Raw genomic sequence first — 24,566 nt, forward strand, 5'->3', positions numbered from 1 at the left:
GGCGCGGCTCATGGACTACGACACGCTCGACCGACTGCTCCGGCCCGGCACCCCGCGGGGAGCACCCCGCGCCGGCGTCACCGGCGCCCTGGAGGACATCGCCTGCGGCAAAAGGGAGTTACGCGCGGTCCACCATCCGCTCGGCTTCCTGTGCCTGCCGCTCGTCCGCGACGGCGCCCGCGGCGTCTGCGTCCACCTCTTCGGCACCGGCGTCCCCGCCGACCCCACCGCCGACCCCATGCACGCCCACAGTTGGGAGCTGCGCAGCTATGTCCTCTTCGGCCGGGTGGGCAACCTCCCGGTGACGGTGACGGACGAGGCGCGCAACCCCACCCACCGGATCTTCGAGGTCTTCAGCTCCCCGTCGGGCGTCGACGAACTGAGGCCCACCTCCCGCCTGGTGCACTGCGCACCGGGCCCCGCCGCCTCCAGCGGCAGCGGCGAGACCTACAGCCTGCCGGCCGGGGAGTTCCACGCCACCGTCGTCCCCCGCGGCCGGCCCGCCGCCACCCTGGTGCTCGGCCGGTCGCTGCCCGGCCACACCGACCTCTCCCTGGGCCCCCTGCACGGCCGCGGCCATCGTACGGTGCGCCGGCTGTGCAGCGCGGAACACACCGAGCGGACCGTCCGCACAGCACTCAGGAGGATCCATGCCGAGCAGCGCGAGTGACCGGGACACCGCACCGTACGCGAGCGAGACGCGGGTGGCCGTCGCCGCGGCGGAGGAAGCGGGGGTCCTGCTGCGCGGCCGCTTCGGCGCGGCGCGGACGGTGGGCGTCAAGGACGCCGAGGGCGATCTCGTCACGGACCTCGACCTGGCCGCGGAGAAGCTCATCCTGGCCCGCCTCCAGACGCACTTCCCGCACGACCGGATCCTGTCCGAGGAGGCCGGGCTCCTGGACGCCGTCGGCCGGCGCACCTGGCTGGTGGATCCGCTCGACGGCAGCAACAACGTCGCGATCGGCCTGACCGCGTACGCCGTCGGCATCGGACTGTGCGTGGACGGCGCGCCGGTCGTCGGCGTGGTGCACGAACCGGTCACCGGCTCCACCTGGCGGGCCGTCAGCGGCCAGGGCGCCGCCTGCGGGCCCGACCGCCTGCCGGGCCCGTCCGGCGCGGTCCCGCGCAGCGGTCCGGTGGTGGCCTGGACCCAGGGCCACGCGGTGGGCCGGGCCGACCGGGTGGCCGCGGGACTGCGGGGCCAACTGGAGCGCTGCACCCGGCGGGTGCTCCAGCTGTGGGCGCCGCTGCTGGGCTGGAGCATGCTGGCGCGCGGCGCGATCGACGGGTTCGTGGGCTACCGCGCGGAGGGCATCGACTTCCCCGCCGGCGCCCTGCTGGCCACCGAGACGGGCGTGGAGTTCCGCACCCTGGCCGGCGGCCCTTTCACGGTGGGCTCCGTCGGCCCGGACACCGACCGCAGCTTCGTCGCCGCCCGCGGCGACACCCTGACGTACCTGCTCGACGTGGTCGCCCGCACGCGGGCGGCCTGAGCGGCACCGGCCGCTCACCCCACGGCCAGTGCCACCGTCGCCGCCAGCGTCGCCGTCACCGCCAGGACGAACCCCGTCCCCATGAAGCGCCGCAGCGGGATGACCGTGCCCTGGCCCCGGCAGCGCTCGAACCACAAAAGCGTCGCCAGCGAGGCCCACGGAGTGACCAGCGGGCCGACGTTGGTGCCGATGAGCAGCGCCAGCAACTGGTGGTGGTTGCCGACCGGCACGGCCGCCTCGCCCGCCATGTAGACCGGGAGGTTGTTGAGGACGTTGGACAGGCCCGCGCCCACGCCCGCCGAGCGGAGCATGCCGCCGAGGCCGCCGTCCGGCCCGATCGCCGCCGTCAGCAGCGTGTGCAGCCCGTGCGCGTCCACCGTCTCGACCACCAGGAACATCCCCGGCACCAGCACCAGCAGCCGCCACGGCACCAGCGACAGCCGCAGCTCGGCGGGGCGCCGCACCGCGAACGCGACCACCACGATCAGCATCGTGGTCAGCGACGCCGACCACAGCGGCAGGTCCGCCAGCAGGATCGCCAGCAGGAAACCGGCACAGGCCAGCGCGCACACCCGGAACAGCACCGGATCGGCCGGCGCCCGCCGCTCCGGCGGGACGTACCGGTCGGAACCCCGCCGTCCGCGCCGCCAGTAGAAGCCCCACAGGCACGCCATCGTCGCGATGATCGCGGCCAGTTGGGACAGGCCCATCGTGGCGGCCATCGCGACGGGGGAGAGCCCCACGCGGTTGGCCGCCAGCAGGTTCGTCAGGTTCGACACCGGCAGCAGCAGGCTCGCGGTGTTGGCGAGCCAGACCGTCGTCATCGCCAGCGGCACCGGCGCGATGCCCACCCGCCCGGCCAGCGCCAGCATCACCGGCGTCAGCAGCACCGCCGTGGTGTCCAGGTTCAGCGCGATGGTGGTGACCGACGCGAAGAGCACACACAGCCCGAACAGCCGCGGATAGCTGCCCCGCCCGGTCCGCGCCACCCAGGACGCCACCGCGTCGAACACCTCGGCCCGGCCGGTCAGTTCGGCCATCACGATGACCGTCGCCAGGAAGACCAGCAGCGGGCCGATCCGCGCCATCGCGTCCCCGGCGGGCGCGGCCGGCAACAGTCCCGTGGCCACACACACCAGGCCGCAGGCGAACAGCCCGGCGGCGAGCCAGTCCAGGAGATGCAGACGCTTGAGAAATCGCACGCCCGACAGGGTCGCACACGGGGCCGGACGGAGCGGGGGAGAGCGGGCGGACCAAGGGCGGGAAACCGCCTGACCCGCGGCCCCCGGACTCCTACGATGGGACCATGGTGACTGACGGGGAACTGCTCGGCCGGACGCGTGACTTGGACTTCTTCATCAGCTACTCGCCCGCCGACGAGCAATGGGCGTCCTGGATAGCCTGGACCCTGGAGGAGGCCGGATACCGTACCGTCATCCAGGCGTGGGACTTCGTCGCCGGCACCAACTTCATCGACTTCATGGACCGCGGCGTCAGCGAGTCCGTCGCCGTCATCGCCGTCCTCTCCGGCCACTACGGCCGCTCCACCTACGGCCGGATGGAGTGGCAGGCCGCGCTCCGCGCCGAACCGGAGGAGCCCGAGCGCAAGCTGCTCACCGTCCGCGTCGAGGACATCCCCATCGAGGGCCTCCTCGCCACCATCACCTACGTCGACCTCGTCGGCGTCGCCGATGCCGAGGTCGCCCGCAGCCTGCTGCTCACCCGCGTCGGCCAGGCCGTCGAGGGCCACGCCCGCCCCGGCCGCCGCCCCGGCTACCCCGGCTCCCTGACGTCCAGTGGCTCCTTCGAGCTGCCCGGGCCCGCCACCGCCGACGGCCGGCAGCGTCCGCTCGGCCGCACCGGCTGGTCCGGCCGCCGCCGCCCCGCCCGCGCGCCCCGCTACCCGCAGGTCCCCGACGCGGCCCGCGACCAGGGCGCCCTGACCGTACTGCACCTCGCCGGACCGGACTTCGGTCGCGGCCGCGAGCCGGAAGCGCTGCGCCGGGAGATCCGCGGCGACCTCGTCGAGCTGAAGGACGCCGGCGCCCCCGCACCCGACCTCCTCGTCGTCACCGGCGACCTCACCGCCTCCGGCAGCCCCCGCGAGTGCGACCAGGCGCTCAGCTTCCTCACCGGACTGCGCTCCCAGCTCGACCTGCCGCCGCAGCGCGTCATCGTCGTCCCCGGAAACCAAGACGTCAGCCAGGCCGCCTGCCGCGGATACTTCCACACCTGCGAGGCCGACGAGATCCCGCCCCAGCCGCCGTACTGGCCCAAGTGGCGCCACTACACCCGCCTGTTCCGCGGTCTCTACGAGGGCCTGGACACCGTCTTCGACAGCGACCAGCCCTGGACCCTCTTCCCGGTTCCCGAACTCCACACCGTCGTCGCCGGGTTCAACTCCTCCATCGCCGCCAGCCACCGCCCCGACGACCAGTACGGCTTCCTCGGCCGCGACCAGGCCGCCTGGTTCGCCGAGGCACTGCGCGGCTACGAGGAGGAGGGCTGGCTGCGCATCGGCGCGCTGCGCCACCCGCTCACCGGCCGCCGCCGCCCCCAGGACGCCGCCGGCGGCCCCGGCACGCTCCGCGACGTCGACACCTTCGCCCGACTCGCCGCGCCCCGCCTCCACTTCGTCCTGCACGGCCCCAGCGGCGGCCCCCGCACCACCGGCGGCGAGCCGTCCCACGACCACCTCCCGCTCCAGAACGGCACCCTGCCGCTGTACGGTTCGGCCGCCCCCGCCGGGTTCGAGCTGCTCCGCGTCACCGCCGACGGCGTCACCCGCTGGACCGGCGCCGGCGGCACCGAACCCGCCGTCATCCCCGTCGCCTGGCAGGGCGCCGGACGGCTCTTCGCACGGCCCGGCGAGCCCGCAGCCCCGCCTGCCGCCGTCCAGCCCGCCGACAACCGCGCCGTCGACGAGCCCGCCGACTCCCTCGTCGAACGCGTCAAGGAGGTCTGCCGCGCCCGCCAGGAAGGCGTCCGCCTGCGCGACGTCCCCCGCGCGGCCCCCGCCGACCTCGCCCAGATCATGGTCACCTGGAGCGACGAGGGCGTCGTCCGCCAGCAGCGCATCGCCGTCCACCCCGGCACCCCCACCGACGCCGAACTCGACCGCTTCCTCGCCCAGGCCCACGCCACCGACACCGGATCCGAGGCCGAACTGGTCCACGACGGCCCGCCCCCCGAGCAGTCCCTGCGCGAACGCGCCGGGCGCCGCGGCATCCGCGTGCGCAGCTTCCTGGAATTCCAGGGCCTCCTCGACCTGCGCGGCTACGTCACCGCCCAGACCGCCCGGCTGAGCAACGACGACCGCTACGCCCCCGACCTCTACCTCCCGCAGCGCTACCGCGACGCCGAACGCCCCGACGCCGACGAGCGCGGCCACCTCGTCGAGGCCATGCTCCAGCTCCTGGAGTCCGACCACGGCCGCTTCATGCTGCTCCTCGGCGACTTCGGGCACGGCAAGACCTTCGCCCTGCGCGAGCTGGCCCGCCGCCTCCCCGAGCGCCTCCCGCACCTCACGCCGCTGCTGATCCCGCTGCACACCCTCGACCGCGCCCACAGCCTCGAAGGGCTGGTCGCCGCCCACCTCGCCGGCCACGACGTCGACACCATCGACCTGCGCGCCCTGCGCTACATGCTCGGCCAGGGCCGCGTCGTCCTCCTCTTCGACGGCTTCGACGAACTGGTCAACCGCGTCAGCTACGACCGCGCCGCCGACCACCTCCAGGTCCTGCTCAACGCCGCCGTCGACAACGCCAAGATCGTGGTCAGCAGCCGCACCCAGCACTTCAAGTCGCAGGACCAGATCCTCACCGCCCTCGGCGAACGCGTCGGCCTGCTCCCGCAGCGCCGCATCCTCGCCGTCGAGGGCTTCGTCCCCGAGCAGATCCGCGCCTACCTCGTCAACCGCTACGGCGACGAGGAGACCGCCGACCGCCGCTTCGAACTCCTCGGCAACATCCCCGATCTGCTCGCCCTGTGCGCCAACCCCCGGCTGCTCAGCTTCGTCGCCGACCTCGACCCCGACCAGCTGCGCGCCGTCGCCGGCGCCGGCCGCGCCCTGAGCCCCGCCCGGCTCTACGAGGACGTCTTCACCTCCTGGCTCGTCCACGAGGAACGCCGCGGCCAGGGCGGCCCCGGAGCCGCCCCCGGCCTCACCCTCGACCACCTCTGGGCCGCCGTCACCGCCCTCGCCCGCCGCCTGTGGCAGACCGGCCGCGCCGCGCTGCACCTCGACGAACTGACCGACACCGTCGCCGCCGCCCTCGCGGGGCTCGCCGGCACCACCCTCACCACCCAGGAGAGCGCCCAGGCCGTCGGCGCCGGAAGCCTGCTGGTCCGCACCGACGACGGCCTGTTCCAGTTCATCCACGGCTCCGTCGTCGAATGGCTCGTCGCCCGTGAGGCCGCAGAGCGCCTCGCCGACGGCGACAGCACCCTGCTCGCCGCCCGCCCGCTGAGCGCCCTCGCCGTCGAGTTCTTCTGCGACCTCGCCGACCACGACCTGAGCACCGCCTGGGTCCGCACCGTCCTCAACGCCCCCGGTCCCGGCGTCAGCGACGCCGCCCGCGCCAACGCCGTCCGCGTCATCGACCGGCTCCGGGTCCCCGCCGGCGCCGACCTGCGCGGCGCCCGGCTCTCCGGCGAGGACCTCTCGGGGCGGGACTTCTCCGGCGTCGACCTCACCGGCGCCGACCTCACCGACACCCGCCTCATCGGTGCCAACCTCTCCGGCGCCGTGCTGCGCGACGCCCGCCTCAACGGCGCCCGCCTCGACCACGCCGACCTCTCCGGCGCCGACGTCACCGGCGCCGACCTGCGCGGCACCCGCCTCACCCGCACCGACCTGCGCGGCGCCCGCCTGACCCGCAGCCGCTGGCAGCGCGCCGCGCTCATCGACCCGCTCACCGACCCGCAGGTCCGTGCCGCCCCCGAGCTGCGCACCGCCGCCCTCGCCCCCGGCATGCCGGTCGAGGTCGGCTTCCGCCCCGCCGCCGTCGGCGTCCCGTACGGCTTCGACATGCGCACCAGCCGGCTGCCCGAACCCCTCTCGTACAGCCCCGAGGGCGAACTCCTCGCCGTGGGCAGTGAGGACGGCGGCGTGCTGGTCTGCGCCGCCGACACCGGCCGCGCGCTGCGCACCCTGCACGGCCACGAAGGCCGCGTCTACGCCGTGAAGTTCCGCTCCCGGATCCTCGCCACCGGCAGCTCCGACGGCACCGTCCGCCTGTGGGATCCGGTCTCCGGACGCCAGCTGCACTGCCTGGACATCCACCCCGGCGGTGTCTGGCCGGTCTCCCTCGACGACGCCGGGACCCTCGTCGCCACCGGTGACGCCGACGGCCTGGTGACCCTCTGGGACGCCGCCACCGGCGAACCGCTGCACCGGCTCCCCGGCCACACCGCCCCCGTCTACACCGCGGTCTTCAGCGCCGACGGACGCACCCTCGTCACCGGCGACGCCGCCGCCAACCTCCGGATCTGGGACACCCGCACGGGAAAGTGCACCGGCAGCCTCGACGGCCACGAAGGCGCCGTGTACCGCGCCCGGTTCAGCCCGGACGGCACCCTGCTGGCCACCGGCGACCAGGGCGCCGACGACCACGGCACGGTCCGGGTCTGGCAGCTCGCCGAGCGCCGCCTGCTGCACACCTTCACCGGCCACACCGGCCGCGTCTACACCCTCGACTTCCACCCCGAGGGCAACCTCCTCGTCAGCGGCGACACCGACGGCCAGGTCCGGCTGTGGGACCCGGTCGTCGGCGCCCCCGCCGGAGCGCTGGAGCGCTGCACCGGCGCCGTCTACCAAGTCATGTTCGGCAACGGCGGACGGCTCCTCGCCGCCTGCGACAGCGACGGCACCGTCCGCCTGTGGCGGGTCGCCCTCTCCGGCGGCCACCGCACCATCAGCCTGCTGCGCCAGCAGCCCGTCGAGCACCGCGGCTCCGCCTGGGCCTGCCGCTTCCGCCCGTACGACAGCCAGCTCGTCACGGTCGGCAACGACGGCGGCGCCCAGATCTGGAACGCCGACACCGGCCAGGGCCAGCGCATCCTGCGCGGCCACGGCCGCCGGGTCAACACCGTCGCCTTCAGCGCCGACGGCGCCCGCCTGGCCACCAGCGGCAACGACGGAATCGTCCGCCTCTGGGACGCCCGCACCGGCCGCCGCACCGCCGAACTCACCGGCCGCGGCGACCGGTTGATCTCCGCGGTCTTCAGCCCCGCAGGACCGATCCTCGGCACCGCCAGCAACGACGGCGACGTCTACCTCTGGAACGCCGTGACCGGCGAGTACCTCCGCGAGATGGACGTGGAGACCGACCACACCTGGGCCGAGGCGTTCAGCACCGACGGCACGCTGCTCGCCACCGCCAACGACGACGACTCGGTCCGCCTGTGGTGGCGCGCCACCGGCGCCCATGTCGCCACCCTCTCCGAGCACCGGGGCCGGGTGCGGTCCATCGCGTTCCGTTGCGACGGCACCGCCCTCGCCACCGGCTGCGACGACGGCCGGGTCCGCCTCTGGCACCAGGAGAGCGGCCGGCTGACGGCCGAACTCGACGGCCACAGCGACCGCGTCTACGCCGTCGCCTTCGGCTCCGACGACGCCAACGGCGACTGGCTGGCCAGCGCCTCCTGGGACGGCACCGCCATCGTCTGGCGCGACGGCGCCCCCCAGCACATCCTGGCCGGACACCAGGGGCGGCTCTGGGCGGCCGTCGCCCACCCCCGGCTGCCGCTGCTCGCCACCGCCGGCGACGACCGCGTCATCTGCCTCTGGGACACCCGCACCGGCACCCGCACCGCCCGCCTCGCCGGCCACACCGGGCGGATCTTCTCCCTCGCCTTCAGCCCCGACGGCACCCTCCTGGCCAGCGGCGGCGAGGACGGCACGGTCCGCCTGTGGAACGTCCCCGCGCCGGACGGTCCGCCCACCCCGCACGCCACCCTCATCGGCGTCCCCGGCGGCTGGGCGGCGCTGACCCCCGAGGGCGGCTACAAGTACGACGGCGAGGTGGCCGGCGAGTTCTGGCACGTCGTCGGCATGGCCCGCTTCACCCCCGGCGAACTGGACGAGTACCTCCCCGGCGTCCACCGCCTGCCACTCGACGCGGAGTTGTGAGACCGCCGAAGCCTCAGCCGCCGGCCGCCAGGGCGCCGTCGAGCAGGGCGAGCAGCCGGTCCCAGTGGCGCCGCAGCCCGGCGGAGTTGAAGGCGTCGGTGTCGGACATGGTGAAGCCGTGGACGGTGCCGGGGTAGATCTCGGAGGTGTGGTCGACACCCGCGGCGTCCAGGGCCTGGTTGAGCTCGCCGAGGGCCTCGGGCGACACGTCGGTCTCGGCGTGGGCGAGGTGGACCCGGGCGGTGAGCTGGGCGAGGAGGCCGGGCCCGTCGGCGGCCACGGGTCCGTGGAACGCGGCGACGGCGGCCACCTGGCCGGGGTGGGCCGCGGCGGTGCGCACCGCCCACAGGCCGCCTATGCAGTAGCCGGTCACCGCCACGGGTCCGGGGCTGACCTCGGGCCGGGTGGTGAGGAACCTGAGGTAGGCGTCGGCATCGCGCAGGACCCGGTCGGTGGAGTGCGCCTCGATCAAGGGCATCAACCGGGCCATGACCGCGGGACGGACGTCTTCCCCGATGTGCGCGGGAAGGTCGATCAGCGGTGCCGGACCGTGCCGGTAGAAGAGGTGCGGGACGAGCACGTAGTACCCGTGCCCGGCCAGTTCGCGGGCCAACTCCCGCAGCACGGGCCGGAGGCCGAAGCCGTCCGCGTACATCAGCACCCCGGGGTGCCGCGCGCCGTGGTCGGGGAAGGCGGCGAACGCGTCGGCCTGACCGTCGGGGGTGGGAATCTGCAGTGTCCTGGTGGGAATGGCGGATCTTCCTTCCTGGAGTTCGCCCGACTTCCGTTAGTGGCACTAACGGTGTCGGCGCGAGCGAACGTACATCGTTAGTGGGACTAACGCAATGGGTAGGATGGGCGCCATGACCAGAGCCGAAGCAGCGGACCGGCCCGACGGCGCGCCCGACGACGACGCGCCGAGGACGCCCGACCGGCTTCGCCGGCGGACGAGCCGGCTGCTGTCGCAGCTGACCGCCCGCTCGGACCGGCTGATCAACGAGGGACTGGCCCGGGTCGACGCCCGGAAGTGGCACTACGCCGTACTCGCCTCACTGCAGGACTTCGGACCGGGCAGCCAGGCCGTGCTGAGCCGGCGCACCGGCATCTACCGCAGCGACATGGTCGGCGTGCTCAACGAACTGGCCGAGCGGGACCTCGTGGAGCGGGCGCCGGACCCCGACGACCGGCGCCGCAACCTCATCACCATCTCCGCCCGGGGCCGCCGTCACCTGCGCCGCCTCGACAAGATCCTGGACGACCTCCACGACGAGCTGCTCGAACCGCTGAGCCCGGCCGAACGCGACCAGCTCGCGCGGCTGCTCGGCCGCCTGCTGGACCATCACTCCCGCCCCTCCTGACCCGCGCGGGGCACCCGAGGGCGGATCAGCGTTCCACGTTCCGGGCACGTTCACCAAACTCCTGGTCCCGCGGCCGTAGCGGTCCCGGAGTCCCCGGGAGCTCTCGCGGGGCCGGGCCGTAAGGTGGGCCAATGCCAGATCCAACACCCCCCATCACCTCCGCGGCCCCTGCTGCCGCCACCGAGTCCACGGCCCGGGCCGGACTGCCCGAGGCGGCGGCCGTCCCCGTACTCTCCGTCGCGGAGGCTCGCCGCCCCGTCGCGGCGGCCTTCCGCGCACTCGCGGCCCTGACCGGGATCACCGGCATCGCCCTGGACATCACCGCCTCCCACGACCTGGGCCGGCTCTTCAGCTACTTCACGATCCAGTCCAACATCCTGCTGGTCGTCGTCTTCGCCTGGTCCGCCGGCCGCGCCTGGACGGGACGTCCCGCCCTCTCCCCGCGCATCACCGGCGCGGCACTGCTCTACATCTGCATCACCGGACTCGTCTTCCACTTCGTCCTGTCGAACGACTCCAGTGGCTTCGCCATGACCAGTCACCGCACCCCCCTCGAAACGGCGGCCAGTCAGCTCCTCCACACCGCGACCCCCCTCGCCGCCGTCCTCGACTGGCTCGTCCTCACGGCCCCCGGCGCCTACCCGCTCAGATATGCCTGGCAGTGGCTCGGCTACCCCCTCCTCTACCTCCCCTTCGCCCTCATCCGCGGCGCCCTGCTCGCCCCCGGCACCGAGGGCCGCTACCCGTACCCCTTCCTCGACGTCGACCTCCACGGCTACGCGGGCATCGCCACCAACGCCGTCGTCTTCGCCCTGGCCTTCTACGGCCTGGCCCTCGCCCTCGTCCTCCTCGATCGCATACGCCCCCGCCTGCGCGGACGGACCTGAACTCCGGGACAGCGGCGGCCTGAAGACACGGGTCAGGCCGCCACCGGCACTGGCAGCCGGCTACAACACCTCACCCTCGATCTCCCGGTACGCCTCCTCCAGCGCGTCGATGGCCGGGTGGGAGGCGGGTAGCTCGAAGTCGTCAACGGCCGTGATGGCGCGGACGCCGATCGCCGCGTTGGTGGCGAAGGCGGCCCGCATGTGTGACAGGCCGGTCAGCCGGACCGGCCGGGTGTCGTGATCGACGGCCGCCTTGAGGAGCTCCCTCGTCACCCCGGCCAGACAGTCGGCGTCGGGCCAGACAACCCGGGCTCCGTCGAAGAAGCCGACATTCCAGGTGCCGCCCTCCGAGACGACTCCGTCGTGATCCACGAAGAGGGCGTCGTCGAACCCGCCCAACTGTGCCTGGCGCCGATGATGGAGTCCGGCGAAGAGACCGACGCTCTTGACGCTCGGAACATCGCGGACGTATCGGACGGACCGCACCCTGAGCGGCGGGACCGGGAGCGCCCCGGCCGGCCGTGAGGTGACCAGTACCTGTGGGTCGTTGGCCGTGCTCGGGTGGCCGAGATCGAGGTGCGGGTCGAAGACCGTGACGCGCACCACGGTCGATCCGGTGGCGGGAGCGGCGCGACGGGCCAGCTCCCGCACGCGCGCCACGTCGAGGTCGGCGTCGAACAGCGTCCGGCAGTCCCGCCGCAGCCGGTTCAGGTGCCCGGACAGACCGCGTACCCGCCCGTCGTCGACCCGCATGGTCGTGAAGTGGCCGTAGTTGGTCAGCGCCAGCGCCCGGAGCTCAGCCACCCCGACCGGCTCTCCATTGATTTCCCCGTCGAACCTTCCACCGACTTCTCCCTCGCGTTCTGCCATACGGCCAGCCTGCCAGTCGAGGGACGACGCCGTCAGCGGGTGACACCACCGGGGCCGCCCCTCTGGCCCCGGGCCCCTGGCCCCGGACCTCGGTCCGATAATGGCGTCGTGACCAACAGGAACCTGCGCGTCGTACTCGCCGAGGACTCCGTCGTGCTGCGTGACGGGATGGTCGAGCTGCTCGGCGCCCGCGGATGTGCGGTGGTGGCCACCGCCGGTACGGCGCCCGAGCTGCTCGCGGCGGTGGCCGAGCACCTGCCGGACGTCGCCGTGGTGGACATCCGGATGCCGCCCACCCACACCGACGAAGGCATCCGCGCCGCCGTCGAGATCCGGGCGAGGACACCCGAGGTCGGCATCCTGGTCTTCTCCCAGCACGTCGAGACCGCCTGGGCGTCCCGGCTGCTGGCGGACGGCGCGGGGGGCGTCGGGTACCTGCTGAAGGAACGCGTCGCCCGCACCTCCGAGTTCGTGGACGCGCTGCACCGCGTCGCCGACGGGGGCACGGCGCTCGACCCGGAGGTGGTCACCCGGCTGATGCGTGGGGGACGGCGCAGCCGGGTGGACACCCTGACCCCGCGCGAGCGCGAGGTGCTGGAGCTGATGGCCCAGGGCCACTCCAACCGCTCCATCGCCGGGCTGCTGGTGGTGTCGGAGCGGGCGGTGGAGAAGCACATCGCCGCCATCTTCACCAAGTTCGACCTGCGAGCGACGGAGACCGACAACCGGCGGGTGAAGGCCGTCCTGGCATATCTGGCGGAGAGCGGCGGGTAGGGCCGGGGGAGAGCCGGGGAAGAGCAGGGGTGCTGACGCTCTGTCACAGACGGGCGCGGGCGATCACAGTCGCGGGCGATCACAGACGCGTCGGCAGCTCGGCGGTGATCACGGTGGGGCCTCCCGGGGGACTGTCCACCCGCAGGACGCCGTCGACCGCCGCCAGCCGCTCGGCCAGACCGGTCAGGCCGGTGCCGGCGCCGAGGGCCGCGCCGCCGTGGCCGTCGTCCCGTACGGTCAGGCGGATGCGGTCTTCGGTCGCGCTCGCCATGAGTTCGGCCGAGCGGGCGCCGCTGTGCTTGGCGACGTTGGTGAGCAGCTCGGCGGCGCAGAAGTAGAGGGCCCGTTCGACCACGGGGTCCGGGCGCTCCGGCACGTCCAGGCGGACGGTGACCGGTACCGGCGAGGTGGCGGTGAGTCCCGGCAGCGCCTCGCCCAGGCCGCCGTCCAGCGCCACCGGGTGAATGCCCCGGGTGAGTCGCCGCAGTTCGGCGATGGTGTCGTCGGTCTGGCTGCGGGCGCGCTCCACCAGGGTGCGCAGCCGCCCGGTGTCCGGCTCGGTGTCGGGGGCGAGCGCGTCGTCGGCCAGTGAGAGGGTGATGGCCAGGGCGACCAGCCGGGCCTGGGTGCCGTCGTGCAGATCGCGTTCCAGGCGGCGGAGCTGGTCGGTGTTCTCCGCGAGCAGGGTGGCGCGGGCGGTCTCCAGCTGCCGGACGCGCTGTTGGGCACGGGCCGGGCCGAGCAGCAGCCGGGCGAGCCCTCGGTTCGCCGCGGTCAGCACGCGGATCGAGCCAGGCACTGCGAACAGGACAACCAGGCCCGTCACAACGGAGGCGGCATCCAGCCAACCGGCCGGCCGCGGGCCCGGTTCCAGCAGGCGGATCCAGAGCGGAAAGCCGAGCAGCCAGCCGCCGCCCAGGGGAAGCAGCACGGCGGCGACGAAGCCGAGTACGCCGAGCGGCAACCGCAGCACCAGATAGAGCAGCGTCCGCCAGGCGACAGGGTCTCCCAGCACGACACGGCCACGGGCGACCAGGCCCGCCGGGCGGGGCAGCCTGGCCGGCGCCTCGATGCGTTCGCCGAGCAGCCGGCCGACCAGCCGCCGGTGCAGCGCGCCGGCACCACGCGCGCCCAGCAGCGCGACGACCACGAACGGCAGGCCGAACACGGTGAGCGAGAGCAGCGTGCCCGCGTACAGGACGGCGAGGGCGTAGGTGCCGCCGAGCAGTGCGAGCGGCAGTCCGACGACGGCGAAAAGCCATTCGCCGGCCGGCCCACCGTCGCTCCGTTCCGTCACGTCCACCGTCCACCACCTCCGTCGCCGGGCCGCGAACCGCCCGCAGGCCCGTGACCAGGATGCCCACCGCCGTGCTCGGGCCGACGGCTCAAAAGCGACGCTCACCAGCGCTCATTGCCAACTCATGGTTGTGCATTGACCAATCCTTTTCCTAACCTGCTGGCGCGGAGGGCGCACAAGCCGCCCGCCGCACGGGCCAGTTCAGGCACGAGAAACCAGCTCAGGCACGAGAAACGAGAAAGCCGGGGGCACGCTGCTCCGGCGTGCCCCCGGCTGATCCGGCCCGTGACGCATCGCACCGACCCCCGGCTTTGGCAGGCAACGGGCCGGCCGCGACGCACAGTCCACGCGACCACGCATCGGAGGGTACCGTGAACCACCCCAACCGATTAAGAGCCGCGATCCAGGCGGCCGGCACCACCCCGCTGATCGGCGTCTTCGACATGTTCTCCGCGTCCCTGGCGGCGCGTCACTACGACGGGATGTTCATCTCGGGCTTCGGCTTCGCGGCGTCCCACTACGGTCTGCCCGACATCGGCTTCATCGCCTGGCCCGACATCGTCGCCTTCGTCCAGCGCCTCCGACTGGCCTTCCCCCGGCAGCATCTGCTGGTCGACATCGACGACGGCTACGTCGATCCGGAGACCGCCTGCCACGTCGTCCAGCAACTGGAGGCCGGCGGCGCCTCCGGGGTGATCCTGGAGGACCAGCAGCGGCCGCGGCGCTGCGGCCACGTCGACGGCAAGCGGGTGCTGCCGTTGGAGGAGTACCTCGCCAAGCTCGACCTGGTCCTGAGCTCCCGGCGTGACCTGGTCGTCGTCGCCCGCACCGACGCCACCGAGGAAGAGGAGATCCTGCGCCGTGCCAAGGCCCTCGCCGCCACCGACGCCGATGTCGTCCTCGTCGACGGCGTCCGCAGCGTCGACTGGATCCACAAGGTGCGCCGCGTCATCGGTGACAAACCGCTGCTGTTCAACCAGATCGCGGGCGGCAAGTCGCCCCGGCTGTCGCTGACCGAGCTGCAGCAGCTCGGCGTCGACGTCGCGATCTACAGCACGCCGTGCCTCTTCGCCGCCCAGACCGCCATCGACCAGGCACTGGCCCAACTGAAGCAGGCCGACGGACGCCTGCCCGAGCACGTTCCGGGCGCGGTCGGCGTCAGCGAGTGCCTGGCGCTGCTGGAGCAGAACCTCAGCCGCCACCACGACCGTACTCCGGCAGCCGCTACGCGTACGGTCTGAGGCCCAGGCGACAGGGACCGCGCCGGCACATCCGGCATCACATCTGCCATCACATCCGGCATCTCAACCGGCCGTCCGGCGCGGTTCCTTGCTCCACCCCGCACACCACCCCCGCCCCATGCCCCTCCCCGCATCGCCGCCCTCCCGGAGGAAACCGTGCCGCGCCCTTCCCCCGGAACCACCCGCCCTGCCCTGCCCGGCCTGCTGCGCCGCGTCGACTGGTACATCGTCGCGCTCTTCTGCGTCATCGGCCTGGCCGCGCTCGCGCCGACCGACGGAGCCGCCGCCGAGGGCGTCTCGCTCACCGCCCGCCTGGCGGTCGGCCTGCTCTTCTTCCTCTACGGGGCCCGGCTCTCCCCCCAAGCGGCCCTGGACGGCGTGCGGCACTGGCGGCTGCACCTCCCCGTTCTCGCCCTCACCTTCCTGGTCTTCCCGGCAGCCGGACTGGCGGCCGGGCTGCTGCCCGAGTCGGTCCTCAGCGCCGAACTCGCCGCAGGTGTCCTCTACTTGACGGTGCTGCCCTCCACCGTCCAGTCCGCCATCGCCTTCACCTCGATGGCCCGCGGCAACGTGGCCGCCGCCATCTGTTCGGCGTCGTTCTCCACGGTCCTCGGCGTGGTGCTCACCCCGCTGCTCGCCGTCAGCCTCATCCAGCACACCGGAACCGGTCCCGCCGCCGGCCCGGGCGGCCTTCCCATCACCCCGGCTCAACTCACCGACATCGCCGTCCAACTCCTCGTGCCCTTCCTCGCCGGACAGGCACTGCGCCGCTGGATCGCCGACTGGCTGAGCCGCCATCGGGCACTGACCACCCTCTGCGACCGCGGCTCGATCCTGCTCGTGGTCTACTCGGCCTTCAGCCACGGCATGACCGCAGGCATCTGGCACCGCGTCCCACCGCCGCGACTGCTTCTGCTGACCACGGTCTGCCTGGCACTGCTCTGCCTGGCCCTGTTCGTGGCCAACGGCACCGCGCGCCTGATCCGCCTGCCCCGCGCCGACCGGGTCACCGCCGTCTTCTGCGGTTCCAACAAGAGCCTGGCCAGCGGGCTGCCCATGGCCACCGTCCTGTTCCCCCCGGACCGGATCGGCATCATGGTCCTGCCGCTGATGCTCTACCACACCCTCCAACTGGTGCTCTGCGCCTACCTCGCCCGCCGCTGCGACGATGAGCCAGGACGGCTGGTGCCCGTACGCGTAGTGGCGTGACTGGCACTGGGGCTGTGCGTCGATAATGACGCGTATGAGCAACGCACCTTCGCAGCCGCAGTTCACGATATTCGTCCACCTCACGGCGCTGCCCTCGTGGTTGGCGCTGGGCCGCGCCGAGCGCCGGCAGATCATCGCCGAACACGTGCAGCCGTTGTTGGACAAGCACGACGCCGTCCGGGTCCGCTGGTTCGATGCCGAAGCGTGGGCCGCGTCCCCGTCCGATGTCCTGGTCGCCACGACGAACGACCTGACCGCGTGGTCCGACCTGTTCGAGGGCCTTCGCGACAGCCCGCTGTGGAGCGTGCCGTACTTCCAGGTGGAGTTGGTCCTGCCGACGGTCGAGAACGGTTTCGAGGACTACGAGCGCCGGACAGGTCAGCGTGACTGAGTAGGCAGTAGGCAGCAGGCCGGCGTCAAGGAACGATGGCCGCCCCCTGTGGCGGCCATCTGGCGGATAGTCACCGATGTCAACGGGCCCGGGCGAATCGACCTTCGATCCGCGGGGAATCCACCCGCCATGGCAGACAACACCAGGGCTGACGACACCCGGGCCGATGACACCGGAGCCGACGACGCCACGGCCGACACCGGCGCGCGGGAGCGCGAGGAGAGCACCCGTCGCTACTACGAGACCGGCGACGTCGACGGCTTCTACGACGCCATCTGGGGCGGCGAGGACATCCACATCGGCATCTACGCCCACGCGCAGGAGCCGGTCGCGGACGCCTCGCAACGCACCGTGCGGTACGCCGCGGACCAGGTCGCGGACCTGCTCGGCCCGGACGCCACCGTGCTCGACCTCGGCTCGGGATACGGCGGTTCGGCCCGTGCGCTCGCCGAGCGGTTCGGCTGCCGGGTCGTCGCCCTCGACCTCAGCGAGCAGCACAACCACCGGCACCGCGCGGCGAACGTCCGGCGGGGCCTGGACGGCCTGATCGAGGTCGTCACCGGTTCGCTTGCCGACCTCCCCTACGAGGCGGGGCGCTTCGACGTCGTCTGGTCCCTGGAGGTACTCAGTCACGTCGAGGACAAGAAGGGAGCGCTGTCCGAGGCAGTGCGGGTACTGAAACCGGGCGGCGGACTGGTCTTCTCGGACATCATGGCGGACGAACAGGCACCCCCGGAAGCCCTGCGGCCCGCACTGTCCCGGCTCATCACCCAGCACCTGGCGACACCGTCCGGCTACCTGGAGAGCCTGTCGCAACTCGGCCTCAAGGCCCGCTTCGAGGACCGCACCGGTGCCCTCGCCACCCACTACGCGCGCCTCGACGAGGAGGTGCACCGCCGCGCGGCCGAGCTGCGCACCGTCATCAGCCCGGCCTATGTAGAGGAGCTGCTGGCCAACCTCCCCCTGTGGGCCGACGTCACCCGCCGCGGCCTGCTGCGCTGGGGCCTCTTCCACGCCCGCCGCACGATGGTCTGAACCGGCCTGCGGCCGGCGGCGCGACGGCAGTTGAACAGCCGGGCCGCCGCCCAGCCGCTCAGTCGTCCCCGCCGTCGCGGTCGTCGTGTGCGTCACGCGCCGGGGCCACGCTCAGGGCGCCGGTGTGCGGGTCAAGGAGCAGCTTGTGCTCCGTGCCGTCCTCGGTGATGGTCTCGACCTCCCAGACGGCCTTGATGCGGTGGTCGCCGTCCAGGTCGACGGAGGTCACCGTGCCGTACCCGGCGGCGGCCTTACGGGCGGCACCGGCGGCGTCCGTCTGGGCGCCGGCCAGGGCGGCGTGCTTCCGGGCGTGATCGTCGTCGCCGCCGCGGTCGATGCGCTGGTTCAGGACCCGTGCCGTGTGCGCGTCGAGGGTGATCTTGTGCCACTTGCCGTCGTTGCCCAGCACGTCCGCGTCCCAGACCAGGCCGGGGCGGTCCTGGTCCAGGTCCAGGCCGGACACCTTGCCGGGGACGGCCGTGAGGGCGGCGGCCGCTGCCTGGGGCGCGGTCACCTGGGCGGCGTGGGCCTCCCGGAGGTCCTCGATGTCCTGACGGCCGTTGCCCGACCCCGGACCCTGCGCCGTAGCCGGTGCGCTGGTGCCGGAGCCGCTGCCGTTGACCGCGACGGCGGTGACCGCACCGCCCACCAGCAGAGCGGCCGCGGCGGCGGTGGCGAGGACGAGGTGGCGCTTCATGTGCTCTCCTGCGTTGGTTGTTCGGACCTGTTGGCTGTTCGGACCCGGTCGTTCGGGCCGGTGCTGTCGAACGCCGTGCCACCACAGTGGCCGAACGCACCTGAAGCCGAGCTGAAGCCACGTCGACGGGAAGCCGCCATGCCTCAACCGACCCTGGTAGTCGGCGAAGTGACGGAACGTCGCGGGAGGTTGTGCCAGAGTAGGGGCGCGGGCCCCGGCGCATGTCGCGGGTCCGCTTCGATTCGCGTTGTTCATCAGGGGAGACATGATCACTGGAAACGCGACGCCGCTGCCGGGGTGGCGCGGCGGCGACGGCAATGCCGCCTATCTGGACAAGACCCTGCGCTACCAGCCCGTCGAACTGGCCCTCAACGAGAGCGTTCCCGGCAAGACCATCTTCTTCCTGTGGTTGCGGGCGGCCATCGCCGGGTTCCTGGCGGGTGTGGTCCCCACCTGGATCGGGTTCATCTCGCTGATGTCCGGCCTGGGGTCGTCCAGTCACTCGTACTCGCTGTACGGCGACGAGCCCAGCAGCAGCGGCGACGCGAGCGGGGCCGGCTGGTTCGGCTTCGCGTTCCTTGCCTCGTTCGTGGTGTTCCTGCTCGTCCTGCTCATGTCCCGGCTGCCCGAACCGGTCGGCGAGTGGCGGGTGTTGCTGCCCGATCGCCCCGACCGCGCGGAGACGGTGTACGCGACGATCCTCCGGACACTCGGCAGCCGCGGCTACCCCCTCGCTCCCCAGCCGTTCGGCCCCCGCATCACGCTCAAGAGCCACCCGTACACCGCCTATGTCTCGGTGTTCAACTACGGCAGCAGCCTCTACCTCGGCTGGATGATGTGGCGTTCGCGCCGCGGTACGGAACTGATGGCGCAGTTCCTCGGCGACTTCTTCCGGGCCCTCAAGGGCGACAACGGCATCGAACGGCAGATGCTGCGCAGCGAGGGCGCCCGCGCCATGCGTGAGGCCGTCCACCTCGCCTGCCGTGAGGGGCTGATGGTCGCGGTCGAGGCACACACGGCGCCGACGGCCGGCGGGCCCGCCCCGGCCGCCCCGTCCCCGGGCGTCGCTCCGCCGCCGCCCGCGGCCCCGCCCGCCGTCCCGCCCGTTCCCGCCGTGCCACCGCAGCAGCACCAGGAACAGGCCCAGCCCCTGGGACAGCACCCCCGGCCCGGTGGCGAGGCCGGTCCCACGGTATGAGTGTCCTGGCCCATGCCGGGCCCGCCGGAGCCTGGGCCTGGGCCGGGCTCCGGCTCGCACCGGAACCGGCGATCTACGAGAACGGCGCGCACGTCGGGCTGCCCGAGGCCCAGCGCCGCCGCGAGGCGGCCGACCTCGAACAGGTCTGGCTGTCGCGGCACTGGCAGCCCGACGGCCGCGCCTTCGAACTGCGCTACACCACCGCACCCGGATCCGCCGTGGCCTGCACCCTGCTGTGCCGCATGCCCGGCCCCGACGGCCGGACGGCGTCGGCCGCGGCGCTCGCCCTGCGGGACGCGCTGGCCGACTGCCCCCGGCACGTACGGGCCGAGCCGATCGAGGACGTCGGGGAACTGCACACCGCGCTGGTCCCGTTCGGCCAGGCACCGTCCCGTCTTGCCGAGGTCCGCAAACGGCTCTCCTGGGCGTGGCTGCAGCGGCCGGACATCGATTTCCGGCTGGGTGTGGCCGTCGCCCCGCTGATCGGGGAGGCCGTGAGCTGGGAACCGGTGTGGGAAGCACTGGCCCGCGCCGGTGCCCCCACCGTGGCCGCGATCTGCCTGGAACCCTACGCGCCACCGCCGGAACTCCTCGCCTATCTCGGGTACTTGGCCCGTGAGTACGGTCGGCTCTGCCGGCCCGGCCGGCCCAACCCGGTGTTCACGCAGTACATTCCGCCCGACCCGTTCGCCTTGCGCGCGGCGCCGCTGTACCACGATGCGCTGGCCGCCCTCTCGGGCCCCGCGTACCGCCTGCGGGTCTCACTGGCTGGTGCTGGTGCTGGTGCTGGTGCTGGTGTCTGTGCCGGCGTCGGTGGCAGTGCCGGTGTCGGTGACGCGGTTCTCCCGCTCGCGGAGCAGATCGCCGCCATCCTCGCGCCGCCCACTGCGAGTCCGGGCGCCGCGGTGGCCCGGACGGTGGCGCCCCATGAGTCGGCGGATGCCTGGACCAACCTCACCGGCATGCAGCGCACCTGGCTGGACACCACCTACCGTCAGGAGGTGCCCCAGCCGCTGGGTGAATGGGAGAAGATCCTCGCCGATCTCGTCGACGTCCCGCAGGCCGCGGCGGCCTTCCGCTTCCCTTACGAGATCCCCGGCCGCCCGCCGCTGTTCGCCACCGCCCGGCGGAGCACCGCACCCCCGGACGCGGGCAGTGCCCCCGCCGCCCCGGGCCCCGACCCCTACGCCCCCAACTTCTGAACGCGCCCTGAATTCCCGCCACATTCCCACCACTTGCATTCCCACCCCTTGGAGAAACGCTGTGCAGCCCCTCACGTTCACCTTCGACGCTCCGGCCGACGAGACCGACGACCTGGCCCGCTCCCTCGCCCGATGGCTCAACGACGACGAGGATCTCAGCGGTGCGGCCCGGTTGCGGATGGTCCCGCCCGCCCCGGGTGAGCAGGGCGGCCTCGCGGACGCGGCCGAGGTGCTGAACGCCGCGGGGCCGGTGCTGGACGCACTGGTCGCCGCGGTCGGCGTATGGGTGGGCCAGCGGTTCCGCAACCGCAGCGTCAGCCTGAAGGTGACCCGGCCGGACGGAACCCACATCGAGCTGTCGGCGACCGACCCGCGGGACGCCGCCGCGGTCGAGGAACAGCTGCGCCGCTTCCTGGAGCCGGGCCCCGGCGATGGCAACTGAGCAGCCTGAGCAGCACTCCCGGGCGCAGCCCCCGCCCTGGCCGCCGATCGTCCCCGCCCCGGGGCGATCGGCCGCCGTACTGATCGGCACCGCCACCCAGGTCGTGCCCAGCACCCTGCCCCAGCTCCCGCAGGCGGCGGCCGGTGTCATGGCGCTCACCGCCGAACTCACCGGTCCGTACGGCCTCTTCGACCCCAGCACCGTGCACTCCAGGGTCGATCCGCCCACCCCCGCCGAGGTGCTGCGGCTGCTGCCCGCGCCCGGCGGGGACCGGCTCGACCTGCTCCTGTTCTCCTTCTCCGGCCATGGCGTGGTGGGCCCGGGCGACCGGCTGTGTCTGGCCCTGCCAGGCACCGTGGACGACGGGAGCAGCGCGGAACACACCTCGCTGCCGGTCGCGACCGTCTTCCAGGCACTGGATTCCGTCCAGGCCCGGCACAAGGTCGTGGTCCTGGACTGCTGCTTCGCCGGCCGTGCGCTGGACGCGCCCAAGGCGGCCGATGTCCACATTCTGGCGGCCGCCGGCCGTACGAAGCGTGCACGAACCCCGGAGGGCTACCCCCAGACCGGCTTCACCGCCACCCTGTTGGGGCTGCTGGCCGAGGGAGTGCCGGACGGTCCCGAACACCTCGACCTGACCACCCTCTACCGTCACCTTGAGGTCGCCCTCCCCGCGGCCGGCCTTCCCAGGCCCCTGCAGCGTGCCTTCGGCGACAGCGGAGACGTCGCCCTCTTCCGGAACCGTGCCCATGGCACGGCGGTCACCCGCCAGGGCCTGCTCGCCCGTGCCCGCTTCGCCGAACGGCTCAAGGCAACGGCAGCCACCGGCGGTCTGCGCAGACTGCGGCATGCGGCGGCTCTCTTCGCGGCGATCGCCTCCGATGCCGTCGCCCACCTCGGTCCGACGGACCTCGACACCCTGCGCTACCGCCACGCCCACGCCTCGGCGACCGGCGCGGCCGGCGAGCCGCGGCGGGCATACGCCCTGCTGCGCGAGACGGTCGCCGACTGGGAGCCGACGGTCCCGTCCGACGACCCGGGCCTGGCGGCGGCCCGCGCGAGCCTGGATGTCTGGCGGGAGCGGGCCGGCGCCACAACCCCCGCCCACGCGGCCGGCGAGACCAGGGTGTAGGACGTGCCTGCGCCGCCCCGGCGCTGCTACCCGAGCGCCGCCTCCACCCCGGCGGCGAAGTCCAGCACCCCGGTGGCGCCGAGGGTCCAGGCACGGGTGGTGGGGCGGTGCAGGGTCTGGACCAGCAGGACCGCACCGTGGGGGAGCGGTTCGATGGTCAGCCGTCGGGCCACCTGCCAGGTGTGGTTCCGGTCGGGCCCGGCCGTGGCGGGCGTCAGCGCACGGGCCGTTTCGAGCAGGTGGGTGTCGCTGTTCAGGCGGTTCGCAGCCGCGGGGTCGCCTTCGAAGAGGGCGGGGGTGGAGCCGCTGGTCGTGCTCAGTTCGACGGGGGAGGGGACCAGTCGGATCGCCAGGGGCACCGCGTAGAGAAGGTGCCCCAGTCCGAGGCTGCGACGGATTCCCGAGCGTCCGCTCAGCACCGCGGCACGGAGTTCGAAGGGCCTGGGTGCCTGGGCGTCGACGTAGACGAAGCAGTGCGTCGGCGCCGGCATTCCGCTGAACCGTTCGCGCGGTGGGAGCAGGCTGCCGGCCGGAACGCCGGTGCTCTCGGCCGGCAAGGTCGCGGCCAACGGCCGTTCGGGCAGCCGGAGTTCGTCTCCCAGGGCTGCGGAGATGTCGGCGGCGGCATCCTCGGGAGTGGCTTTGCGGCCGGTCCAGGTCGCGGCGGGCATGTTGTGCGGTCTCCTCGCTTCGTCGGGACAAGCCGGCTCGTCAGGCCAGGCCGGCGGCTTCCTGGCGGACCTGGGCCGCCTGCTGCTGCTCGCCCGCGGCGTCCAGGAGTTCGCTCAGGCAGTCCAGCGCCGCCCTGCGTTCCGCGTGGAACCGCCCCGGCCGGGCCCGGGTGAGCGCGCGCCAGGCATCGGCGGCCTCCCTGGCCGGTACCAGTGCGTCCGCGTGCCGGCCCTGGGTGGCCAGCACATCGCGGGCGGCGTCCGCCTGTTGGGCCTGGCGCAGCAGAGCCTGCGTGCGATCCTCGACCGGGGCCGGCGCCGCGGCCTCCTCACGGGCGACCCGCCGCCTGCGTACGGCCACGCTGACGTATCCCACCAGGGCGATCAGCGCTCCGGTGATGACGGCGGAGACCAGTTTGTGCAAGAGATCGTTCACAGCGACACCGTTCACTCACTGAGGACGCGTACCCACGGACACGGATACGCGTAGGGGACTGGCAGGCGCACGACCGCGGTTCGGCGCCTGTACGGCTCACTGTGGTGGGAGGGACTGAAATGACGATGAAACCTCGATGACGCGCGGGGGCGGAGGCCGATGACGTGCCGGTCCGGAGGTTTCGAGAGGGGATACGGAGCGCATGGCTGCGGGGCAGCCGGCCCAAGGGAGGCCCCTTGCCCGACTGCCCCGCAGCATGGTTGGTTTGCCGCCTTATCGGGCGTCGTACCAGGTGACGCCGTCACCGCCGTCGTGGCCGATGGTCTGCGTCATGACGTTGCCTTCCTGCCAGTACTTGGGGTGCTGCTGCAGGAAGCCGGGGACGGACTGGATCGAGGTCGCGTCGCACGCCAGGTCGGTGCGGATGCAGAAGCGCTGCACCGGGACGCCGTCGAACTTCGCCGGGCCGGCGCCCGTGGAAGTGAACCCCAGGGCGCTCCAGCCCTTCGGAACCCGCGCCCAGACGCCCGTGCCCGGCTGCATGGGGTCGGCGTAGAGCATGCCGTTCACCTTCGAGCGGGGTATGTCCGTACGGCCGGCGGCGATCGTCTGGAGCACCTGGTCGGCCACCTGCGCGCCCTGCGAGTAGCCGACGAGGGTGAACCGGCCGTTGGGGTCGCGGTGGTAGGTGTCCTCGGCGGCGGCCAGCAGGTTGCGGTATCCCTCGCGGACGCTGGCGTCGAAGCTCGGCGCGGTGACGTCCGGAGCGTTGTGGCCGTTGAGCCAGGGCCCGGCGCTCGCCGGATAGCAGACCGGTACCGGAATGCCGCCGTTGAGGTGCTTGTTGGCGAAGGCGTAGGTGGAGGTGCAGTCGGGCGCGGGCGCTGCCGAGCCCGTGCCGCCGACCTCCAGGTAGTAGTGGTGCACCGGAGCGGCGTGGGCGACGGCGGGTGTGGCGGCGGTGAGGGCCACGGTGGCCATTGCCGCCCCGGCCGCGCCGATCGCCTTCTTCCATCTGGTGCGCAGGGTCATCGCTCGGTTTCTCCTTGAGCTGGTTCCGGAACAACTGCTGGGTGAGGAAATGAGGTTAGCGACGGTCGT

The 24,566-nt window shown here is 73.1% G+C and carries 22 protein-coding genes; 14 read left to right on the forward strand and 8 right to left on the reverse strand.

Going from position 1 to position 24,566, the window contains the following annotated elements; genetic code table 11:
* The first annotated feature begins 10 nt into the window (after positions 1-10).
* Both ACRAS8_RS31685 and ACRAS8_RS31690 read left to right on the forward strand, forming a co-directional pair.
* Complete coding sequence (locus ACRAS8_RS31685) at positions 11-670, forward strand: hypothetical protein (RefSeq protein WP_438489412.1); 660 nt, start codon at positions 11-13, stop codon at positions 668-670.
* Entirely contained in the window at positions 651-1,493 is an 843-nt protein-coding gene (locus ACRAS8_RS31690; protein ID WP_438489413.1) for an inositol monophosphatase family protein, read from the forward strand. The genes ACRAS8_RS31685 and ACRAS8_RS31690 overlap by 20 nt, the downstream gene beginning before the upstream one ends.
* Positions 1,494-1,507: 14 nt before the next feature.
* On the opposite strand, the gene ACRAS8_RS31695 is transcribed toward ACRAS8_RS31690, so the two are convergent.
* Positions 1,508-2,695: an SLC13 family permease gene (locus tag ACRAS8_RS31695; protein WP_438489414.1), complete on the reverse strand. Its 1,188-nt coding sequence runs from the start codon at positions 2,693-2,695 to the stop codon at positions 1,508-1,510.
* A gap of 104 nt (positions 2,696-2,799) precedes the next feature.
* On the opposite strand from ACRAS8_RS31695, the gene ACRAS8_RS31700 reads away from it, so the two are divergent.
* Positions 2,800-8,625, forward strand: a complete 5,826-nt coding sequence (locus tag ACRAS8_RS31700) for a TIR domain-containing protein (RefSeq protein WP_438489415.1) — start codon at positions 2,800-2,802, stop codon at positions 8,623-8,625.
* 13 nt (positions 8,626-8,638) lie between these two features.
* Here the strand turns inward: ACRAS8_RS31700 and ACRAS8_RS31705 are convergent, their stop codons facing one another.
* On the reverse strand, positions 8,639-9,376 hold the full coding sequence (locus ACRAS8_RS31705; RefSeq protein ID WP_438490658.1) for a dienelactone hydrolase family protein: 738 nt from the start codon (positions 9,374-9,376) through the stop codon (positions 8,639-8,641).
* A gap of 112 nt (positions 9,377-9,488) precedes the next feature.
* On the opposite strand from ACRAS8_RS31705, the gene ACRAS8_RS31710 reads away from it, so the two are divergent.
* Both ACRAS8_RS31710 and ACRAS8_RS31715 read left to right on the forward strand, forming a co-directional pair.
* Positions 9,489-9,983, forward strand: coding sequence for a MarR family winged helix-turn-helix transcriptional regulator (locus ACRAS8_RS31710; RefSeq protein ID WP_438489416.1), 495 nt, complete (start codon positions 9,489-9,491; stop codon positions 9,981-9,983).
* 131 nt (positions 9,984-10,114) lie between these two features.
* Positions 10,115-10,870 carry a Pr6Pr family membrane protein gene (locus tag ACRAS8_RS31715; protein ID WP_438489417.1) on the forward strand — a complete coding sequence of 252 codons (756 nt, stop codon included), beginning with the start codon at positions 10,115-10,117 and terminating at the stop codon, positions 10,868-10,870.
* 60 nt (positions 10,871-10,930) lie between these two features.
* Here the strand turns inward: ACRAS8_RS31715 and ACRAS8_RS31720 are convergent, their stop codons facing one another.
* On the reverse strand, positions 10,931-11,740 hold the full coding sequence (locus tag ACRAS8_RS31720; RefSeq protein WP_438489418.1) for an aminotransferase class IV family protein: 810 nt from the start codon (positions 11,738-11,740) through the stop codon (positions 10,931-10,933).
* Positions 11,741-11,848: 108 nt separating this feature from the next.
* On the opposite strand from ACRAS8_RS31720, the gene ACRAS8_RS31725 reads away from it, so the two are divergent.
* A complete protein-coding gene (locus tag ACRAS8_RS31725; RefSeq protein WP_438489419.1) occupies positions 11,849-12,514 on the forward strand; it encodes a response regulator in 666 nt (221 codons plus the stop codon).
* Positions 12,515-12,593: 79 nt separating this feature from the next.
* Here ACRAS8_RS31725 and ACRAS8_RS31730 read toward each other — a convergent pair whose 3' ends face one another.
* Positions 12,594-13,817 carry a sensor histidine kinase gene (locus tag ACRAS8_RS31730; protein ID WP_438489420.1) on the reverse strand — a complete coding sequence of 408 codons (1,224 nt, stop codon included), beginning with the start codon at positions 13,815-13,817 and terminating at the stop codon, positions 12,594-12,596.
* Between the two features lie 365 nt (positions 13,818-14,182).
* On the opposite strand from ACRAS8_RS31730, the gene ACRAS8_RS31735 reads away from it, so the two are divergent.
* The 4 genes from ACRAS8_RS31735 (at position 14,183) to ACRAS8_RS31750 (ending at position 17,687) form a co-directional block, all read left to right on the forward strand.
* Entirely contained in the window at positions 14,183-15,052 is an 870-nt protein-coding gene (locus tag ACRAS8_RS31735) for an isocitrate lyase/PEP mutase family protein (RefSeq protein ID WP_438489421.1), read from the forward strand.
* A gap of 156 nt (positions 15,053-15,208) precedes the next feature.
* Positions 15,209-16,261 carry a bile acid:sodium symporter family protein gene (locus ACRAS8_RS31740; protein WP_438489422.1) on the forward strand — a complete coding sequence of 351 codons (1,053 nt, stop codon included), beginning with the start codon at positions 15,209-15,211 and terminating at the stop codon, positions 16,259-16,261.
* A 34-nt stretch (positions 16,262-16,295) separates the two neighbouring features.
* A complete protein-coding gene (locus ACRAS8_RS31745; protein ID WP_438489423.1) occupies positions 16,296-16,652 on the forward strand; it encodes a darcynin family protein in 357 nt (118 codons plus the stop codon).
* A 129-nt stretch (positions 16,653-16,781) separates the two neighbouring features.
* Positions 16,782-17,687, forward strand: a complete 906-nt coding sequence (locus ACRAS8_RS31750; protein ID WP_438489424.1) for an SAM-dependent methyltransferase — start codon at positions 16,782-16,784, stop codon at positions 17,685-17,687.
* Between the two features lie 58 nt (positions 17,688-17,745).
* On the opposite strand, the gene ACRAS8_RS31755 is transcribed toward ACRAS8_RS31750, so the two are convergent.
* Complete coding sequence (locus tag ACRAS8_RS31755; RefSeq protein ID WP_438489425.1) at positions 17,746-18,384, reverse strand: PepSY domain-containing protein; 639 nt, start codon at positions 18,382-18,384, stop codon at positions 17,746-17,748.
* Positions 18,385-18,649: 265 nt separating this feature from the next.
* Between ACRAS8_RS31755 and ACRAS8_RS31760 the strand changes: the two genes are divergently transcribed.
* The 4 genes from ACRAS8_RS31760 to ACRAS8_RS31775 all read left to right on the forward strand — a co-directional run bounded on the left by ACRAS8_RS31760 (position 18,650) and on the right by ACRAS8_RS31775 (position 22,358).
* Positions 18,650-19,582: a hypothetical protein gene (locus tag ACRAS8_RS31760; RefSeq protein ID WP_438489426.1), complete on the forward strand. Its 933-nt coding sequence runs from the start codon at positions 18,650-18,652 to the stop codon at positions 19,580-19,582.
* Positions 19,579-20,784: a hypothetical protein gene (locus tag ACRAS8_RS31765; RefSeq protein ID WP_438489427.1), complete on the forward strand. Its 1,206-nt coding sequence runs from the start codon at positions 19,579-19,581 to the stop codon at positions 20,782-20,784. The genes ACRAS8_RS31760 and ACRAS8_RS31765 overlap by 4 nt, the downstream gene beginning before the upstream one ends.
* Positions 20,785-20,845: 61 nt before the next feature.
* Positions 20,846-21,226 (forward strand): effector-associated constant component EACC1, encoded by a 381-nt coding sequence (locus ACRAS8_RS31770; RefSeq protein ID WP_438489428.1) that lies wholly within the window; start codon positions 20,846-20,848, stop codon positions 21,224-21,226.
* The gene (locus tag ACRAS8_RS31775) at positions 21,216-22,358 is read left to right on the forward strand and encodes a caspase, EACC1-associated type (protein WP_438489429.1); all 1,143 of its coding nucleotides are present in this window, start codon (positions 21,216-21,218) and stop codon (positions 22,356-22,358) included. Before ACRAS8_RS31770 ends, ACRAS8_RS31775 begins: the two co-directional genes overlap by 11 nt.
* Positions 22,359-22,384: 26 nt before the next feature.
* On the opposite strand, the gene ACRAS8_RS31780 is transcribed toward ACRAS8_RS31775, so the two are convergent.
* From ACRAS8_RS31780 to ACRAS8_RS31790, 3 genes are all read right to left on the reverse strand, one after another.
* Positions 22,385-23,029, reverse strand: a complete 645-nt coding sequence (locus ACRAS8_RS31780; protein WP_438489430.1) for a hypothetical protein — start codon at positions 23,027-23,029, stop codon at positions 22,385-22,387.
* Positions 23,030-23,069: 40 nt separating this feature from the next.
* Positions 23,070-23,465: a hypothetical protein gene (locus ACRAS8_RS31785; RefSeq protein ID WP_438489431.1), complete on the reverse strand. Its 396-nt coding sequence runs from the start codon at positions 23,463-23,465 to the stop codon at positions 23,070-23,072.
* A gap of 273 nt (positions 23,466-23,738) precedes the next feature.
* Positions 23,739-24,497: a PE-PPE domain-containing protein gene (locus ACRAS8_RS31790; RefSeq protein WP_438489432.1), complete on the reverse strand. Its 759-nt coding sequence runs from the start codon at positions 24,495-24,497 to the stop codon at positions 23,739-23,741.
* Positions 24,498-24,566: the final 69 nt, after the last annotated feature.

Origin of the sequence: Streptomyces sp. S186 (assembly GCF_051603415.1) — a bacterium.
Classification (GTDB): domain Bacteria; phylum Actinomycetota; class Actinomycetes; order Streptomycetales; family Streptomycetaceae; genus Streptomyces.